General features: G+C 64.7%; 12 protein-coding genes. 11 read left to right on the top strand and 1 reads right to left on the bottom strand.

The annotated features are described in order from the left end of the window. Positions 1-19: 19 nt before the first annotated feature. The gene (locus PSPA7_RS27595) at positions 20-1288 is read left to right on the top strand and encodes a malic enzyme (protein WP_012077724.1); all 1269 of its coding nucleotides are present in this window, start codon (positions 20-22) and stop codon (positions 1286-1288) included. 104 nt (positions 1289-1392) lie between these two features. On the opposite strand, the gene PSPA7_RS27590 is transcribed toward PSPA7_RS27595, so the two are convergent. After that, positions 1393-3864 carry a penicillin-binding protein 1A gene (locus PSPA7_RS27590; RefSeq protein WP_012077723.1) on the bottom strand — a complete coding sequence of 824 codons (2472 nt, stop codon included), beginning with the start codon at positions 3862-3864 and terminating at the stop codon, positions 1393-1395. A 184-nt stretch (positions 3865-4048) separates the two neighbouring features. Between PSPA7_RS27590 and pilM the strand changes: the two genes are divergently transcribed. The 10 genes from pilM to PSPA7_RS27540 all read left to right on the top strand — a co-directional run bounded on the left by pilM (position 4049) and on the right by PSPA7_RS27540 (position 18517). Beyond that, a complete protein-coding gene (gene pilM, locus PSPA7_RS27585) occupies positions 4049-5113 on the top strand; it encodes a type IV pilus assembly protein PilM (RefSeq protein WP_003110888.1) in 1065 nt (354 codons plus the stop codon). Continuing rightward, a complete protein-coding gene (gene pilN, locus PSPA7_RS27580) occupies positions 5113-5709 on the top strand; it encodes a type 4a pilus biogenesis protein PilN (protein WP_003148777.1) in 597 nt (198 codons plus the stop codon). Before pilM ends, pilN begins: the two co-directional genes overlap by 1 nt. Then, complete coding sequence (gene pilO, locus PSPA7_RS27575; protein ID WP_003148775.1) at positions 5706-6329, top strand: type 4a pilus biogenesis protein PilO; 624 nt, start codon at positions 5706-5708, stop codon at positions 6327-6329. Before pilN ends, pilO begins: the two co-directional genes overlap by 4 nt. Continuing rightward, entirely contained in the window at positions 6326-6847 is a 522-nt protein-coding gene (gene pilP, locus PSPA7_RS27570) for a type 4a pilus biogenesis lipoprotein PilP (RefSeq protein ID WP_012077721.1), read from the top strand. The genes pilO and pilP overlap by 4 nt, the downstream gene beginning before the upstream one ends. 53 nt (positions 6848-6900) lie before the next feature. Continuing rightward, complete coding sequence (gene pilQ, locus PSPA7_RS27565; RefSeq protein WP_012077720.1) at positions 6901-9045, top strand: type 4a pilus secretin PilQ; 2145 nt, start codon at positions 6901-6903, stop codon at positions 9043-9045. Between the two features lie 11 nt (positions 9046-9056). Further along, positions 9057-9575 (top strand): shikimate kinase AroK, encoded by a 519-nt coding sequence (aroK, locus tag PSPA7_RS27560; RefSeq protein WP_003148769.1) that lies wholly within the window; start codon positions 9057-9059, stop codon positions 9573-9575. A 49-nt stretch (positions 9576-9624) separates the two neighbouring features. Continuing rightward, complete coding sequence (gene aroB, locus PSPA7_RS27555) at positions 9625-10731, top strand: 3-dehydroquinate synthase (RefSeq protein ID WP_012077719.1); 1107 nt, start codon at positions 9625-9627, stop codon at positions 10729-10731. Positions 10732-10737: 6 nt separating this feature from the next. Next, positions 10738-12384, top strand: coding sequence for an AAA family ATPase (locus PSPA7_RS27550; RefSeq protein WP_012077718.1), 1647 nt, complete (start codon positions 10738-10740; stop codon positions 12382-12384). 225 nt (positions 12385-12609) lie between these two features. Beyond that, positions 12610-17055 carry a glutamate synthase large subunit gene (gltB, locus tag PSPA7_RS27545; protein ID WP_012077717.1) on the top strand — a complete coding sequence of 1482 codons (4446 nt, stop codon included), beginning with the start codon at positions 12610-12612 and terminating at the stop codon, positions 17053-17055. Between the two features lie 28 nt (positions 17056-17083). Beyond that, the gene (locus tag PSPA7_RS27540) at positions 17084-18517 is read left to right on the top strand and encodes a glutamate synthase small subunit GltD family protein (protein ID WP_012077716.1); all 1434 of its coding nucleotides are present in this window, start codon (positions 17084-17086) and stop codon (positions 18515-18517) included. Positions 18518-18569 lie beyond the last annotated feature (52 nt).

The raw sequence follows: 18569 nt of genomic DNA, 5'->3' as shown, positions 1-18569 counted from the left end.
ATAAAGCGGAAGTGCCCAAATGTCCGATCTTAAAACCGCTGCCCTCGAATATCACGCACAACCCCGTCCGGGAAAACTGAGTGTCGAGCTGACCAAACCCACCGCTACCGCCCGGGACCTGTCCCTGGCCTACAGCCCGGGTGTCGCCGAGCCGGTGCGTGAAATCGCCCGCGATGCCGAGCTGGCCTACCAGTACACCGGCAAGGGCAACCTGGTGGCAGTGATCTCCGACGGCACCGCGATTCTCGGCCTGGGTAACCTGGGCCCGCTGGCCTCCAAGCCGGTGATGGAAGGCAAGGGTGTGCTGTTCAAGCGCTTCGCCGGCATCGACGTGTTCGACATCGAGGTCGACGCCGAAAGCCCGCAGGCCTTCATCGATACCGTCAAGCGCATCTCCATCACCTTCGGCGGCATCAACCTCGAGGACATCAAGGCTCCCGAGTGCTTCGAGATCGAGCGCGCGCTGATCGAGCAGTGCGACATCCCGGTGTTCCACGATGACCAGCACGGCACCGCCATCGTTACCGCGGCGGGCATGCTCAACGCGCTGGAGCTGGCCGGCAAGAAGCTGGAAGACGCGAAGATCGTCTGCCTCGGCGCCGGCGCCGCCGCCATCTCCTGCATGAAGCTGCTGGTGAGCATGGGCGCCAAGGTCGAGAACATCTACATGATCGACCGCAAGGGCGTGATCCACGCCGGCCGCGACGACCTGAACCAGTACAAGTCGGTGTTCGCCACCGAGACCGACAAGCGCACCCTGGCCGACGCCCTGGATGGCGCCGACGTGTTCGTCGGCCTGTCCGGCGCCAACCTGCTGGAGCCGGAAGACCTCAAGCGCATGGCGCCGAACCCGATCGTGTTCGCCTGCTCCAACCCGGACCCGGAGATCAAGCCGGAACTGGCCCATGCCACCCGCAACGACGTGATCATGGCTACCGGTCGTTCCGACTATCCGAACCAGGTCAACAACGTGCTCGGTTTCCCCTTCATCTTCCGTGGTGCCCTGGACGTACGTGCCACGCGCATCAACGAAGAGATGAAGATCGCCGCCGCCCTGGCCCTGCGCGACCTGGCCAAGCAGCCGGTGCCGGAGGACGTCTGCGCCGCCTATGGCGTGGACAGGCTGGAATTCGGCCGCGAGTACATCATTCCGAAGCCGATGGACAAGCGCCTGATCAGCGTGGTGTCCGATGCCGTGGCCAAGGCTGCCATCGAGACCGGCGTGGCGACCCTGCCGTATCCGAAGAACTATCCGCTGAAATCGGTGGATGATGTCTTCAACGGCTGATCGAGCCGTCGGATAAGCCGGATAAAAAGAAACCCCGCCTTGGCGGGGTTTCTTTTTGCCTGCGCCTCGCGCTCCGTCGTCGCCAACGAAGCGCAGGCGCCGGTTCAGAACAGGTCGATCGGTGCGCCTTCGTCGTCCGGCAGCGGGCTGCCGGGGAAGCTGCCCGGCGGCAGTTCGTTGACCGAGGGCGGGGTGTCTTCGTTCTTGAACATCTCGAAATAGGCGCCGGGTGTGCCCGGCGCGGCAGAGCGGCCGGTGACCGGGTCGATGCGCAGGCTGACGATGCCTGGCGGCTCGGCCATGGTGTGCATCGGCTTGTCCTTGAGGGCGAAGCCCATGTACCTGATCCAGATCGGCAGCGCGACGGTGCCGCCGTACTCGCGGCGACCCAGGGTCTCCGGCTGGTCGAAGCCGACCCAGACGCTGGTCACGTAGTCGGAGTTGTAGCCGGAGAACCAGCCGTCCTTGGAGTCGTTGGTGGTGCCCGTCTTGCCGGCCAGGTCGGTGCGCTTCAGCGCCAGGGCGCGGCGCCCGGTGCCGCGCTTGATCACGTCCTGCAGCATGCTGGTCATGATGTAGGCGGTGCGGGCGTCGATGATCCGCTCCGCCGGGGTCGGCTCGAAGGTGGTCCGGGCGTTGGCGGCGACCTGCTGGGCTTCGATCGAACCCTCGCCTTCGGCGCTCTCCGGAGCCTCCGGCTCGCCAGGATTGCCGGCGTCTTCCGTATCCTGCGCAGCGGCCTGTTCCTCCACCGGCACGCGGGGCGGGTTGGCCTGGTACAGCACCTGGCCATCGCGGCTTTCGATGCGTTCGATGACGTACGGATTGACCTTGTAGCCGCCGTTGGCGAACACGCTCCAGGCGCCGGCGATCTCCATCGGCGTCACCGTCGCGGTGCCCAGGGCCAGGGAGAAGTTGCGCGGCAGTTCGTCGCGCTGGAAGCCGAACTTGGTGATGTAGCTGATCGCCCGCTCGATGCCCACGCCCTGCAGGACGCGGATCGAGACCATGTTGCGGGACTTGTACAAGGCTTCGCGCAGCGGGATCGGGCCGAGGAAGGTGTTGGTGTCGTTCTTCGGTCGCCAGACCTTGTCCAGGTACTCGTCGACGAACACGATGGGCGCGTCGTTGACCAGGCTGGCGGCGGTGAAGCCGTTGTCCAGGGCAGCGCTGTAGATGAACGGCTTGAAACTGGAGCCCGGCTGGCGCTTGGCCTGGATCGCGCGGTTGTAGTTGCTCTGCTCGAAGGAGAAGCCGCCGACCAGCGAGCGGATCGCGCCGTCCTGCGGGTCGAGGGAGATCAGCGCGCTCTGCGCGGCGGGGATCTGCACGAAGCGCAGGGTGCCGTCTTCCTGGCGCTGCACGCGGACCTGGTCGCCGGCCTGGGCCACGTCGGCGGGTTGGCGCGGCAACGGCCCCATGCTGTTGTTGCTGAGGAAGGGGCGCGCCCACTTCATGCTGTCCCAGGTCACGGCTTCTTCCTTGCCGTCGCGGGTCATCACCATGATCCCGCTCTTTTCCACCTGGGTGACGATCGCCGGTTCCAGGCCGCCGATGCTGCGCTGCTGGCCGAGATGCTTGAGCCAGGCGTCGCGCGTCTGGCCCGGCAGGCGGGTTTCCGGGCCGCGGTAGCCGTGGCGCTGGTCATAGTCGATGAGGCCGTCGCGGACCGACTGGCTGGCGGCGTTCTGCAGGTCGCTGCGCACCGTGGTGATGACCTTGTAGCCCTCGGTGTAGGCCTCGCTGCCATAGCGGCCGACCATCTCGGCGCGGGCCATTTCGGCAATGTAGGGCGCGTTCAGCTCGGGGGTCTGCACGTGGTAGGAGGCGTTGATCGGCTCATCGATGGCGGCCTGGTAACGCTGCTGGTCGATGAAGCCGAGCTTGAGCATGCGCTCGAGGATCCAGTCGCGCCGCTCCGTGCTGCGGGTCGGGTTGACCAGCGGGTTGTAGCGCGAGGGCGCCTTCGGCAGACCGGCGATCATCGCCATCTCGGCCAGGCTCAAGTCTTTGATCGGCTTGCCGTAATAGACCTGTGCGGCAGCCTCGATGCCATAGGCGCGGTTGCCCAGGTAGATCTTGTTGACGTAGAGCTCGAGGATCTCGTCCTTGGTCAGCTGCCGCTCGATCTGCAGGGCCAGGAGGATTTCATTGATCTTTCGCGAGAAGCTTCTTTCATTGGTAAGGAAGTAGTTCTTCGCCACCTGCATGGTGATGGTGCTGCCGCCAGTCTGGATGTGACCGCTTTTCAATAATTGCGCGGCGGCGCGCATTAGGCTTTTCACATCGACGCCATAATGGTTGGCGAAATTGTCGTCCTCGGCGGACAGCAGGGCATGGATGAAGTCCTGCGGGATGTCGGCGAAGCGGATCGGGGTCCGGCGCATCTCGCCGAACTCGGAGATCAGCTTGCCGTCCTCGCTGTAGACCTTGAGGGGGATCTGCAGCTGGACGTTACGCAGAGCCTCCACCGAGGGCAGGCTGGGACTCAGATAGAGATAGGCGCCGCTGAAACTGAGCAGCACTCCACAAATCAGGGTGACGCAAGTCCACCACAGGAACTTCAGCAGGCGCATGGGTAGATTCGGATTTCCAGGAAAAAGAAAGAGTTAAGCGAATAGGACAGGAAAAAGGCAAAAGCTGTTCACATTATAAGCAATTTTTCTGTGACCTAGCCATTTGCCTGGCCTTCAGCTCTGGTATCTAATGTGAAAAAAGAAGAATCGTTCGTAAGTATTGAACGCTAATAGGGAATTGGTCGTGCTAGGGCTCATAAAAAAGAAAGCGAATACCTTACTGGGGATCGACATCAGCTCGACCTCGGTAAAGCTCCTTGAGTTGAGCCGCTCCGGAGGCCGCTACAAAGTGGAGGCCTATGCCGTCGAGCCGCTTCCGCCGAACGCAGTCGTGGAAAAGAACATCGTCGAGCTGGAAGGGGTCGGCCAGGCGTTGTCACGGGTGCTGGTCAAGGCGAAAACCAACCTGAAATCGGCCGTGGTGGCCGTCGCCGGTTCGGCGGTGATCACCAAGACGATCGAGATGGAGGCTGGGCTTTCCGAGGACGAACTGGAAAACCAGCTGAAGATCGAGGCCGACCAGTACATCCCCTATCCGCTGGAGGAGGTCGCCATCGACTTCGAGGTCCAGGGTCTTTCCGCGCGCAATCCCGAGCGCGTGGACGTGCTCCTGGCCGCCTGTCGGAAAGAGAACGTCGAGGTGCGCGAAGCGGCCCTGGCGCTGGCCGGCCTGACCGCCAAGGTGGTCGACGTCGAGGCCTACGCGCTGGAGCGTTCCTATGCGCTGCTGAGCAGCCAGCTGGGTGCCGACACCGACCAGTTGACCGTGGCGGTGGTGGACATCGGCGCGACCATGACCACGCTCAGCGTCCTGCACAACGGCCGCACCATCTATACCCGCGAGCAGTTGTTCGGCGGACGCCAGCTCACCGAGGAGATCCAGCGGCGCTACGGGCTTTCGGTGGAGGAAGCCGGTCTCGCCAAGAAGCAGGGTGGTCTTCCGGATGACTACGACAGCGAAGTCCTGCGTCCGTTCAAGGACGCCGTGGTCCAGCAGGTTTCCCGTTCGCTGCAGTTCTTCTTCGCCGCCGGCCAGTTCAATGACGTCGACTACATCGTCCTGGCGGGCGGCACGGCGTCGATCCAGGACCTCGACCGGCTGATCCAGCAGAAGATCGGCACCCCGACCCTGGTCGCCAACCCGTTCGCCGACATGGCGCTGAACGGCAAGGTGAACGCCGGTGCCCTGGCCAGCGACGCGCCGGCGTTGATGATCGCCTGCGGCCTGGCGTTGAGGAGTTTCGACTGATGGCACGGATCAACCTTCTACCCTGGCGCGAAGAGCTGCGCGAGCAGCGCAAGCAGCAGTTCCTGGTGATCCTCGGTGGCGTGCTGGTGGCCTCGGCGGCCCTGGTGTTCCTCGGCGACCAGTACTTCACCGCCGCCATCGAGAACCAGAATGCACGCAACGACTTCCTGCGCAAGGAAATCGTCGTGCTGGACGCGCGGATCAAGGAGATCAGCGAGCTGAAGTCGCGCCGCCAGCAGTTGCTCGAGCGGATGAAGATCATCCAGGACCTGCAGGGCAACCGCCCGATCATCGGCCGGGTGTTCGACCAGCTCGTGCGCACGCTGCCCGACGGCGTGTATTTCACCGACCTGAAGATGACCGGCAGGAATATCGCCATCGCCGGCGCGGCCGAGTCCAACAACCGTGTCTCCAACCTGATGCGCAACATGGACGCGTCCGAATGGCTGACCGCGCCGACCCTGAACGAGGTCAAGGCGGTGACCCAGGGGGCGGTGGACCAGGCCAACGTGTTCCAGTTGACCGTGCAGCAGACGCAGCCGGGCGAGCAGGATGCCAAGGCCAAGAATGGGGTTGCGCAAGGAGCCAAGAAATGAGTCTGGCCAGTTCCCTGGAAAGTCTGCGCAAGATCGACATCAACGATCTCGACCTGAACAACATCGGTTCCTGGCCGGCGGCGGTCAAGGTCATCGTCTGCGTGCTGCTGACCGCGGCGGTGCTTGCGCTGGGCTACAACTTCCACCTGAGCGACATGCAGGCGCAGCTGGAGCAGCAGGCCGCGGAGGAGGAGACGCTCAAGCAGCAGTTCTCCACCAAGGCCTTCCAGGCCGCGAACCTGGAAGCCTACAAGGCGCAGATGAAGGAGATGGAAGAGTCCTTCGGCGCCTTGCTGCGGCAACTGCCCAGCGACACCGAGGTGCCCGGCCTGCTCGAGGACATCACTCGCACCGGACTGGGCAGCGGGCTGGAGTTCGAGGAGATCAAGCTGCTCCCCGAGGTCACCCAGCAGTTCTACATCGAGCTGCCGATCCAGATCAGCGTGGTCGGTGGCTATCACGACCTGGCGACCTTTGTCAGCGGCGTCTCCAGTCTGCCGCGGATCGTCACCCTGCATGACTTCGAGATCAAGCCGGTCGAGCCCGGCAGTACGTCCAAGCTGCGCATGAGCATCCTGGCCAAGACCTACCGCTACAACGACAAGGGGCTGAAGAAATGAGAGCCCGTCTGATCATGAGCAGCCTGCTGCTCGCCAGCCTGGCCGGATGCGGCGGCTCCGACTTCGCCGACCTGCAGACCTACATGGACGAGGTACGGGCGCGTCCCAAGGGCACCATCGAGCCGTTGCCGAAGTTCCAGCCGTACGAGGCCTTTACCTATAGCGCCGCATCGCTGCGCAGTCCGTTCCAGCCGCCGGTGAAGATCGACCTGACGGTGCGGCAGAAGGGCAACAAGGTGATCAAGCCCGACGAGACGCGGGTCAAGCAGTTCCTGGAAGGCTTCAACATCGAAACCTTCGAGATGGTCGGCACCCTGTCCAATGCCCAGGGCACCTTCGCCCTGGTGAAGGGGGCGGGTGGCGTGCACCGGGTGAGGGTCGGGGACTACCTGGGGCGCAACGACGGCAAGGTCGTCGGCATCAGCGAAGGAAAAATAGACGTGATCGAAATCGTTCCTGACGGAGAGGGGAACTGGCTGGAGCGTCCGCGCAGCCTGACTCTCAAGGAACGCTCCTGAGGGCGGGGAAAAACATGCATAACCAACAGCAGTCTGTACAACGGAGTCGGACGATGAACAGTGGCCTCTCGCGCCTCGGGATCGCTTTGCTGGCCGCCATGTTCGCGCCGGCCTTGCTCGCCGCGGACCTGGAGAAACTCGACGTGGCGGCGCTGCCGGGAGACCGGGTCGAGCTCAAGCTGCAGTTCGACCAGCCCGTCGCCACGCCGCGTGGCTATACCATCGAGCAGCCGGCGCGGATCGCCCTCGACCTGCCGGGGGTGCAGAACAAGCTCGGCACCAAGAACCGCGAACTGAGCGTGGGCAATACACGCAGCGTCACGGTGGTCGAGGCGAAGGACCGCACACGGTTGATCATCAACCTGACCACGCTGTCGTCCTACACCACCCGGGTGGAGGGCAACAACCTGTTCGTAGTGGTCGGCAATTCGCCGGCCGGCGCCAGCGTCGCTTCCGCCGCTCCGGTCAAGGCGAGCCCGGCTCCGGCCAGCTACGCCCAGCCGATCAAGCCCAAGCCGTATGTGCCGGCGGGCCGCGCGATCCGCAATATCGACTTCCAACGCGGCGAGAAGGGCGAGGGCAACGTGGTCATCGACCTCTCCGACCCGACGCTGAGCCCGGATATCCAGGAACAGGGCGGCAAGATCCGCCTGGACTTCGCCAAGACCCAGCTGCCCGACGCGCTGCGGGTTCGCCTGGACGTCAAGGACTTCGCCACCCCGGTGCAGTTCATCAACGCCAGTGCGCAATCCGACCGTACCAGCATCACCATCGAGCCGAGCGGGCTCTACGACTACCTGGTCTACCAGACCGACAATCGCCTGACCGTCAGCATCAAGCCGATGACCGCGGACGACGCCGAGCGGCGCAAGAAGGACAACTTCGCCTACACCGGCGAGAAGCTGTCGCTGAACTTCCAGGACATCGACGTGCGGTCGGTGCTGCAATTGATCGCCGACTTCACCGATCTGAACCTGGTGGCCTCGGATACCGTGCAGGGCAACATCACCTTGCGCCTGCAGAATGTGCCGTGGGACCAGGCGCTGGACCTCGTGCTCAAGACCAAGGGCCTGGACAAGCGCAAGCTCGGCAACGTGCTGCTGGTGGCACCGGCCGACGAGATCGCCGCACGCGAGCGTCAGGAGCTGGAAGCGCAGAAGCAGATCGCCGAACTGGCGCCGCTGCGTCGCGAGCTGATCCAGGTGAACTACGCCAAGGCGGCGGACATCGCCAAGCTGTTCCAGTCGGTGACCAGCGAGGGCGGTGCGGAAGGCAAGGAAGGCGGGCGCGGCTCGATCACAGTGGACGACCGCACCAACAGCATCATCGCCTACCAGCCGCAAGATCGCCTGGATGAGCTGCGGCGGATCGTTTCGCAACTGGACATCCCGGTACGCCAGGTGATGATCGAGGCGCGCATCGTCGAAGCCAACGTCGGCTACGACAAGAGCCTCGGCGTGCGCTGGGGCGGTGCCTACCACAAGGGCAACTGGAATGCCTACGGCAAGGACGGCAACATGGGGATCAAGGACGAGGAAGGCCTGAACTGCGGTCCCATCGCCGGCAACTGTAGCTTCCCCACCGTGGGCACCAACAAGTCGCCGTCGCCGTTCGTCGATATTGGCGCGAAGGATGCCACTTCCGGGATCGGCATCGGCTTCATCACCGACAACATCATCCTCGACCTGCAATTGTCGGCGATGGAAAAGACCGGCAACGGTGAAATCATTTCTCAGCCGAAGGTGGTCACTTCCGACAAGGAAACCGCGAAGATCCTCAAAGGCTCCGAGGTTCCCTATCAGGAGGCCAGCTCCAGCGGCGCCACCAGTACCTCCTTCAAGGAGGCTGCGCTGTCCCTCGAAGTGACCCCGCAGATCACGCCGGACAACCGGATCATCGTCGAGGTCAAGGTCACCAAGGATGCGCCGGACTACCAGAACATGCTGAATGGCGTACCGCCGATCAACAAGAACGAGGTCAACGCCAAGATCCTGGTCAACGATGGCGAAACCATCGTCATCGGCGGGGTGTTCAGCAACGAGCAGACCAAGGCGGTGGACAAGGTGCCGTTCCTCGGCGACCTGCCCTACCTGGGCCGCCTGTTCCGGCGTGACACGGTGGTCGACAGGAAAAACGAACTTCTGGTTTTCCTGGCACCGCGGATCATGAATAATCAGGCCATCGCAATCGGTCGCTGATATCGAACAACGTGGTCAACCTGATCCTCGTCGGCCCGATGGGTGCTGGAAAGAGCACCATCGGGCGCCTGCTCGCCAAGGAGCTGCATCTCGCGTTCAAGGACTCCGACAAGGAGATCGAACAGCGTTGCGGCGCGAATATCCCATGGATCTTCGATGTCGAGGGCGAGGCCGGTTTCCGCGAGCGCGAGCAGGCGATGCTCAGTGAACTCTGCGCCACCGACGGAATGGTCATCGCCACCGGCGGCGGCGCGGTGATGCGCGACGGTAATCGCCAGATTCTGCGAGCCGGCGGACGGGTGGTCTACCTGCATGCCTCGGTCGAGCACCAGATCGCGCGGACGGCCAGGGACCGCAACCGGCCCCTGCTGCAGAAGCCGAACCCGGGGCAGATCCTGCGCGATCTCATGGACCTGCGCGACCCGCTCTACCGTGAAATCGCCGATGTGGTGGTGGAGACCGACGAGCGGCCGCCACGCCTGGTGGTCCAGGAAATTCTCGAACGCCTGCGCAAGTTGCCGCCCCGCTGAGGCGCGGCGAATTGCGTTATCCTATCGCCCTTTCCTGTCTGGGGGCCTCATGCGCACACTCAACGTCGATCTAGGCGAGCGTAGCTATCCCATCTACATCGGTGAAAACCTGCTGGGCGACGCCCAGTGGTTCGCACCGCACATCGTCGGCCGGCGGGTCGCGGTGATCAGCAACGAAACGGTCGCGCCGCTTTACCTCGAAACCCTGCTCGGGGCGCTGGAGGGCCGCGAGGTCACTCGGGTGGTGCTGCCCGACGGCGAGGCCTACAAGCAGTGGGAAACCCTGCAATCGATCTTCGATGCCCTGCTGCAGGACCGGCATGACCGCAAGACCACCCTGATCGCCCTCGGCGGCGGGGTCATCGGCGACATGGCCGGGTTCGCCGCGGCCTGCTACCAGCGCGGCGTCAACTTCATCCAGGTGCCGACCACCCTGCTGTCCCAGGTCGACTCCTCGGTGGGCGGCAAGACCGGAATCAACCATCCACTGGGCAAGAACATGATCGGCGCGTTCTACCAGCCGCAGGCGGTGGTGATCGACACGGCGTCACTGAAGACCCTGCCGGCTCGCGAGCTGTCCGCGGGCCTGGCGGAAGTGATCAAGTACGGTTTTATCTGCGACGAGCCGTTCATCACCTGGCTGGAGGAGCACATGGATGCCCTGCTGGCGCTGGAGCCCGCGGCGGTCACCGAAGCCATCGAGCGCTCCTGCGCGGCGAAGGCCCGCGTGGTGGGCGCCGACGAGCGCGAGTCGGGGGTGCGCGCCACGCTCAACCTCGGTCATACGTTCGGCCACGCGATCGAGACCCAGCAGGGCTATGGCGTCTGGCTGCACGGCGAAGCGGTGGGGGCGGGAACCGTGATGGCACTCGAGATGTCGCATCGGTTGGGCTGGCTGAGTGCCGCCGAGCGCGACCGCGGTATCCGCCTGTTGCGCCGAGCCGGCTTGCCCGTGGTGCCGCCGGCCGATATGACGGCGGAAGATTTTATGGAACACATGGCTGTCGACAAGAAAGTGCTCGATGGCCGACTGCGTCTGGTTTTGCTGCAAGGACTGGGGAACGCCGTGGTTACCGGCGATTTTCCCCGTGAGATCTTGGACGCGACCCTGCGCACCGACTATCGGGCCTTGGCCGACCAGCTTGGAGATGAATGAGGTCCCATGACCAGCTTGCATGCCGATGAGGCCTTCCTGGGCCACTACCAGTTCAGCCACGACCCGTTCGCGCCACGCGTGCCGGGCTTCAAGTTCTTCCCGGCGCAGCGCAAGCCGGTGCTTGGCCAGTTGCATCACCTGGCCCGCTACAGCCAGCTCCTGCTGCTGGTGACCGGCCCCCTGGGCAGCGGCAAGACTCTGCTGCGCCAGGCTCTGGTGGCCAGCACCAACAAGGACGCGGTGCTCAGCGTGGTCATCTCGGCGCGCACCGCCGCCGACGAAACCTCCCTGCTGCGCCAGGTGGCCCAGGGCCTGAGCATCAACCAGGCGAGCCTGGAAGCGATCCTGACCAAGGTCGCGCAACTGGCGATCACCGGCCAGGACGTCTATCTGATGGTGGACGATGCCGAGCAACTCCAGGACAGCGCGCTGGAAGTGCTGTTGCTGCTGGCCTCCGGTACCAATGAAGGACGCCTGCATGTGTTCCTGTTCGGCGAGCCGTCGCTGTTGCCGCGCCTGGAGGTGTTCTCCGAGGGCGAGGAACGTTTCCACGCCATCGAGTTGCAGCCGTACAGCGAAGAGGAAACCCGCGACTACCTGGCCCAACGCCTGGAAGGCGCGGGGCAGGGCATCGAGCTGATTTCCAACGATCTGCTGGTGGATATCCACGAGCAGTCGGAAGGTTGGCCGGGAGCGATCAACCAGGTCGCCCGCGATGCCCTGATCGAAGCGATGCTGGCCAACCGTGGCGCAGCGCGCAAGGCAACCGGAGGGTCTTTCAACTTGCCGAAGAAGCATCTGGTGATTCTTGCGGTCGTGGCCATCGGCGTGATCGCCGCCTGGTTCATGCAAGGCAAGAGCAAGCCGGAGGCGCCGCAGAACGCCTCTACCGAATTGTCGATGAACGGCTCCGCGCCGGCCCAGGCCCAGCAGCCGGGCAGCGGTCCGGCCGTGGAATTCAACGGTTCCAGCCAGCCCCTGCCGCTACCGCTGGTCGGCGAGTCGCAGCCGGTGATTCGCGAGCCGCTGGCCCAGGCCGCCGGGCAGGGGGGCGATGACGAGGGCGGCCTGCCCTCCGCCGTCGTGCCGCCTACCGTGTCCAGCACGGCGCCGCCGGTGACGCCGCTGGCCAACAATGGCGTGACCCCGATGCATCCGGTTCCGCCGGCGCCGGCCGAACCGGTGGCGACTCCGGCTCCGGTTCCAACCCCGGCTCCCGCCGCGCCGGTGGCCAGCGCCCCGGTCAGCAAGCCGACCCCGGCCCCCGCCCCGGCCAAGCCGGCCGCCAGCAAGCCGACCACCACCGCCGCGGCGAAACCGGCCCCGGCTCCGGCCGCCAAGCCGGCCAGCGGTGGCGGTGCGGGCAGCCAGTGGTATCGCAGCCAATCTGGTGGTAACTTCGCCCTGCAGATCCTCGGTACCGGCTCCGAAGCCAACGCCCAGGCGTTCATTCGCCAGCAGGGCGGCGGCGATTTCCGCTACTTCAAGAAAACCCTGCAAGGCAAGCCTTTCTACGTCGTCACCTATGGCAGCTTCCCGAACCGTGCCGCCGCCCTGGCCGCAGTGAAAAAACTGCCGTCCAAGGTGCAGGCCGGCAAGCCGTGGCCGCGTACCTTCGCCAGCATCCAGCAGGAGATCGGCCAGGCGCATTGACCCCGACCTGCCGTCGCCTCTCGACGAAACTCGCCAGTCGTTAGCATGACTGGTGGGTTTCGTCTTTCATTTTGGCGACATTGAATTTCATTTTTCCGCCGCAAAATTTGTGAGGCCTTGTGCACCTATGTACAATGGCCTCCCTTTGCCTGTCGAAAACTCGCCGCATGAGCGGGTGACGGGCGAAGTAGATGACTAAAAAAGTTTTGCCGGTGAGAGTTCCTTATGAAAGCAGGTCTGTACCATCCTGAAACGTTCAAGGATAACTGCGGATTTGGCCTGATCGCCCATATGCAGGGCGAGCCGAGCCATCAACTTCTGCAAACCGCAATCGAAGCACTGACCTGCATGACCCACCGCGGTGGGATCAATGCCGATGGCAAGACCGGGGACGGCTGCGGGCTGCTGATCCAGAAGCCCGACCTGTTCTTGCGCGCCGTCGCCAGGGAAGCCTTTTCTGTCGACCTGCCCGAGCAATACGCGGTGGGCATGGTGTTCTTCAACCAGGACCCGGTGAAAGCCGAGGCGGCACGCGAGAACATGAATCGCGAGATCGTCGCCGCCGGCCTGGAGCTGGTCGGCTGGCGCAAGGTGCCGATCGATACCAGCGTCCTCGGCCGCCTGGCGCTGGAGCGCCTGCCGCAGATCGAGCAGGTGTTCATCGGCGGCGCCGGCCTGAGCGACCAGGACTTCGCCATCAAGCTGTTCAGCGCACGGCGCCGCTCGTCTGTGGCCAACGCCGCCGACAGCGACCACTACATCTGCAGCTTCTCGCACAAGACCATCATCTATAAGGGCCTGATGATGCCGGCCGACCTGGCCGCCTTCTATCCGGACCTTGGCGACGAGCGCCTGCAGACCGCGATCTGCGTATTCCACCAGCGCTTCTCCACCAACACCCTGCCGAAATGGCCGCTGGCGCAGCCGTTCCGCTTCCTCGCCCACAACGGCGAGATCAATACCATCACCGGCAACCGCAACTGGGCCCAGGCGCGGCGGACCAAGTTCACCAACGAACTGATCCCCGACCTGGAAGAACTCGGTCCGTTGGTGAACCGCGTCGGCTCCGACTCCTCGAGCATGGACAACATGCTCGAACTGATGGTCACCGGCGGCATGGACCTGTTCCGCGGCCTGCGCATGATCATCCCGCCGGCCTGGCAGAACGTCGAGACCATGGACGCCGACCTGCGCGCGTTCTACGAGTACAACTCGCTGCACATGGAGCCCTGGGACGGCCCCGCCGGCGTCGTGCTGACCGACGGCCGCTATGCCGTCTGCCTGCTCGACCGCAATGGCCTGCGTCCGTCGCGCTGGGTCACCACGAAGAACGGCTACATCACCCTGGCCTCGGAAATCGGCGTCTGGGACTACAAGGCCGAGGACGTCATCGCCAAGGGCCGGGTCGGCCCGGGGCAGATCCTCGCGGTGGACACCGAGACCGGCCAGGTCCTGCACAGCGACGACATCGACAACCGCCTGAAGTCGCGCCATCCCTACAAGCAATGGCTGCGGCAGAACGCCCTGCGCATCCAGGCGACCCTGGACGACGACCATGGCGTGGCCAGTTACGACGCCGACCAGCTCAAGCAATTCATGAAGATGTTCCAGGTCACCTTCGAGGAGCGTGACCAGGTGCTGCGTCCCCTCGGCGAGCAGGGCCAGGAAGCGGTGGGCTCGATGGGCGACGATACGCCGATGGCGATCCTCTCCCGGCGCATCCGCTCGCCATACGACTACTTCCGCCAGCAGTTCGCCCAGGTCACCAACCCGCCGATCGACCCTCTGCGCGAAGCCATCGTGATGTCCCTGGAAACCTGCCTGGGCGTCGAGCAGAACATCTTCGAGGAAGCCCCGCACCACGCCAACCAGGCGATCCTCACCACCCCGGTGATCTCGCCGGCGAAGTGGCGGACCATCATGACCCTGGAGCGCCCGGGCTTCGACCGCCATTTCATCGACCTCAACTACGACGAGTCGATGGGCCTGGAAGCCGCGGTGCGCAACATCGCCGACCAGGCCGAGGAAGCCGTGCGCGGCGGCAAGGTGCTGCTGATCCTCAGCGACCGCCATATCGCTCCCGGCAAGCTGCCGGTGCACGCGGCCCTGGCCGTCGGCGCGGTGCACCATCGCCTGGTGCAGACCGGGCTGCGCTGCGATTCCAACATCCTGGTGGAAACCGCCACCGCCCGCGATCCGCATCATTTCGCCGTGCTGATCGGCTTCGGTGCCTCGGCGGTCTATCCGTTCCTCGCCTACGAGGTGCTGGCCGACCTGATCCGCACCGGTGAGGTGCTGGGCGACCTCTACGAGGTGTTCAAGTACTACCGCAAGGGTATCTCCAAGGGCCTGATGAAGATCCTCTCGAAGATGGGGATTTCCACGGTAGCGTCCTACCGTGGGGCCCAGTTGTTCGAGGCGGTCGGCCTGTCCGACGAGGTCACCAGCCTGTGCTTCACCGGCGTCGCCAGCCGCATCCAGGGCGCGCGCTTCGTCGATATCGAGAACGAGCAGAAACTGCTGGCCGCTGAGGCTTGGAGCAACCGCAAGCCGATCCAGCAGGGCGGCCTGCTGAAGTTCGTCTATGGCGGCGAATACCATGCCTACAACCCGGACGTGGTGAATACCCTGCAAGCTGCCGTGCAGCAGGGCGATTACGAGAAGTTCAAGGAATACACCGCGCTGGTGGACCAGCGTCCGGTATCGATGATCCGCGACCTGTTGCAGGTGAAGAGCGCCGCGCAGCCGCTGGCGCTCGACGAGGTGGAGCCGCTGGAAGCGATCTTCAAGCGCTTCGACGCCGCCGGGATTTCCCTCGGCGCGCTGTCGCCGGAGGCCCACGAGGCGCTGGCCGAGGCGATGAACACCCTGGGCGGTCGCTCCAACTCCGGCGAGGGCGGCGAGGACCCGGCGCGCTACGGCACGCTGAAGAGCTCGAAGATCAAGCAGGTGGCTACCGGCCGCTTCGGCGTGACTCCGGAATACCTGGTCAACGCAGAGGTCCTGCAGATCAAGGTGGCCCAGGGTGCCAAGCCCGGCGAGGGCGGCCAGCTGCCGGGCGGCAAGGTCAACGGCCTGATCGCCCGCCTGCGCTATGCGGTGCCCGGCGTGACGCTGATCTCGCCGCCGCCGCACCATGACATCTACTCCATCGAAGACCTGGCGCAGCTGATCTTCGACCTCAAGCAGGTCAACCCGCAGGCGCTGGTATCGGTGAAGCTGGTGTCCGAGCCGGGCGTCGGTACCATCGCCGCCGGCGTGGCCAAGGCCTATGCGGACCTGATCACCATCTCCGGCTACGACGGCGGTACCGGCGCCTCGCCGATCACCTCGATCAAGTACGCCGGCTCGCCCTGGGAACTGGGCCTGGCGGAAACCCACCAGACCCTGCGCGGCAACGACCTGCGCGGCAAGGTCCGGGTGCAGACCGATGGCGGCCTGAAGACCGGCCTGGACGTGATCAAGGCGGCCATACTCGGCGCCGAGAGCTTCGGCTTCGGCACCGCGCCGATGATCGCCCTGGGCTGCAAGTACCTGCGCATCTGCCACCTGAACAACTGCGCCACCGGCGTGGCGACGCAGAACGACAAGCTGCGCAAGGACCACTTCATCGGCACCACCGCGATGGTGATCAACTTCTTCACCTTCATCGCCACGGAAACCCGCGAGTGGCTGGCGCGCCTCGGCGTGCGCAGCCTGGGCGAACTGATCGGCCGCACCGACCTGCTGCAGATCCTCCCCGGTGAGACCGACAAGCAGCGTAACCTGGATCTCGCTCCGTTGCTGGGCAGTGACCTGATCCCGGCCGACAAGCCGCAGTTCTGCGAGGTGGAGAAAAACCCGCCGTTCGACCAGGGCCTGCTGGCCGAGAAGATGGTCGAGCTGTCGAAGGCCGCCATCGAGGGCCTGAGCGGCGGCGAGTACGAGCTGGACATCTGCAACTGCGACCGCTCCATTGGCGCGCGGGTATCCGGCGAGATCGCCCGCCTGCACGGCAACCAGGGCATGGCCAAGGCGCCGGTGGTGTTTCGCTTCAAGGGCACCGCGGGACAGAGCTTCGGCGTGTGGAATGCCGGTGGCCTGCACCTGTACCTGGAAGGCGACGCCAACGACTATGTGGGCAAGGGCATGACCGGCGGCAAGCTGGTGATCACCCCGCCCAAGGGAAGTCCGTTCAGGACCCAGGAGTCGGCCATCGTCGGCAACACCTGCCTGTACGGCGCCACCGGCGGCAAGCTGTTCGCCGCCGGAACCGCCGGCGAGCGCTTCGCCGTGCGCAACTCCGGTTCCCATGCGGTGGTGGAAGGCACCGGCGACCACTGCTGCGAATACATGACCGGCGGTTTCGTCTGCGTGCTGGGCAAGACCGGCTACAACTTCGGCTCCGGCATGACCGGGGGCTTCGCCTACGTCCTCGACATGGACAACACTTTCGTCGACCGCGTGAACCACGAGCTGGTGGAAATCCAGCGGATCAGCGGCGAGGCGATGGAGGCCTATCGCAGCCACCTGCGCAAGGTCCTGGTCGAGTACGTGAACGAAACGGCAAGCGAGTGGGGCGCGAACATCCTGGAAAACCTGGATGACTACCTGCGTCGGTTCTGGCTGGTGAAACCGAAGGCGGCCAGCCTCGGTTCGCTGCTGACCAGCACCCGTGCCAACCCGCAATAAGCGCCCGAAGTTGTGATGAGGTTTCGATATGTCTGAACGTCTGAATTCCGACCGCCTGAACAACGACTTCCAGTTCATCGAAGTCGGGCGCAAGGACCCGAAGAAGAAGCTGCTGCGCCAGCGCAAGCGCGAGTTCGTGGAGATCCACGACCTGTTCAAGCCGCAGCAGGCCGCCGACCAGGCGCACCGTTGCCTGGGCTGCGGCAACCCGTACTGCGAGTGGAAGTGCCCGGTGCACAACTTCATCCCGAACTGGCTGAAGCTGGTCTCCGAAGGCAACATCCTGGCCGCCGCCGAGCTGTCGCACCAGACCAACACCCTGCCGGAAGTCTGCGGCCGGGTCTGCCCGCAGGACCGCCTCTGCGAGGGCGCCTGCACCCTCAACGACGGCTTTGGCGCGGTGACCATCGGCTCGGTGGAGAAGTACATCACCGATACCGCCTTCGCCATGGGTTGGCGCCCGGACCTGTCCAAGGTCAAGCCGACCGGCAGGCGCGTCGCGGTGATCGGCGCCGGCCCGGCCGGCCTCGGCTGCGCCGACGTGCTGGTGCGCAACGGCGTGACCCCGGTGGTGTTCGACCGCAACCCGGAGATCGGCGGCCTGCTGACCTTCGGCATTCCCGAATTCAAGCTGGAGAAGCATGTCCTCAGCCGTCGCCGCGAGGTGTTCACCGGCATGGGCATCGAGTTCCGCCTGAACACCGAGATCGGCAGGGACGTGACCATGGAACAACTGCTCGACGAGTTCGACGCCGTGTTCATGGGCATGGGCACCTACACCTACATGAAGGGCGGTTTCCCCGGCGAGGACCTGCCAGGCGTGCACGACGCCCTGGACTTCCTGATCGCCAACGTGAACCGCAACCTCGGCTTCGAGAAGTCGGCCGAGGACTTCGTCGACATGAAGGGCAAGCGCGTGGTGGTCCTGGGCGGCGGCGATACCGCGATGGACTGCAACCGCACTTCGATCCGCCAGGGCGCCAAGTCGGTGACCTGTGCCTATCGCCGTGACGAAGAAAACATGCCGGGCTCGCGCAAGGAAGTGAAGAACGCCAAGGAAGAGGGCGTGAAGTTCCTCTTCAACCGCCAGCCCATCGCCATCGTCGGCGAGGACCGGGTGGAAGGCGTGAAGGTGGTCGAGACCCGTCTCGGCGAGCCGGACGCCCGCGGCCGCCGCAGCCCCGAGCCGATCCCCGGTTCCGAGGAGATCATCCCGGCGGAAGCCGTGCTGATCGCCTTCGGCTTCCGGCCGAGTCCGGCGCCGTGGTTCGAGCGGTTCGAGATCGCCACCGACAGCCAGGGCCGCGTGGTGGCTCCGGCGCAGGCGCAGTTCAAGCACCAGACCAGCAACCCGAAGATCTTCGCCGGTGGCGACATGGTCCGTGGTTCCGACCTGGTGGTGACGGCGATCTTCGAAGGACGTACCGCGGCCGAAGGCATCCTCGACTACCTGGGCGTCTGAATCGCGGCACGGTGAGCGCTGCGACAAATCACCGCGATAGACAAAAGGCACG

It is taken from the genome of Pseudomonas paraeruginosa PA7 (genome assembly GCF_000017205.1).
GTDB classification, from domain to species: Bacteria; Pseudomonadota; Gammaproteobacteria; order Pseudomonadales; family Pseudomonadaceae; genus Pseudomonas; species Pseudomonas paraeruginosa.
The sequence above is the reverse complement of the archived record's forward strand: the minus strand, read 5'-3'. Positions and strand labels throughout refer to the sequence as shown.

Coding starts and splice junctions, on each gene's coding strand:
- PSPA7_RS27595 (WP_012077724.1), top strand. CDS start 20: ATGTCCGATCTTAAAACCGCTGCCCTCGAATATCACGCACAACCCCGT.
- PSPA7_RS27590 (WP_012077723.1), bottom strand. CDS start 3,864: ATGCGCCTGCTGAAGTTCCTGTGGTGGACTTGCGTCACCCTGATTTGT.
- pilN (WP_003148777.1), top strand. CDS start 5,113: ATGGCACGGATCAACCTTCTACCCTGGCGCGAAGAGCTGCGCGAGCAG.
- pilO (WP_003148775.1), top strand. CDS start 5,706: ATGAGTCTGGCCAGTTCCCTGGAAAGTCTGCGCAAGATCGACATCAAC.
- pilP (WP_012077721.1), top strand. CDS start 6,326: ATGAGAGCCCGTCTGATCATGAGCAGCCTGCTGCTCGCCAGCCTGGCC.
- pilQ (WP_012077720.1), top strand. CDS start 6,901: ATGAACAGTGGCCTCTCGCGCCTCGGGATCGCTTTGCTGGCCGCCATG.
- aroB (WP_012077719.1), top strand. CDS start 9,625: ATGCGCACACTCAACGTCGATCTAGGCGAGCGTAGCTATCCCATCTAC.
- PSPA7_RS27550 (WP_012077718.1), top strand. CDS start 10,738: ATGACCAGCTTGCATGCCGATGAGGCCTTCCTGGGCCACTACCAGTTC.
- gltB (WP_012077717.1), top strand. CDS start 12,610: ATGAAAGCAGGTCTGTACCATCCTGAAACGTTCAAGGATAACTGCGGA.
- PSPA7_RS27540 (WP_012077716.1), top strand. CDS start 17,084: ATGTCTGAACGTCTGAATTCCGACCGCCTGAACAACGACTTCCAGTTC.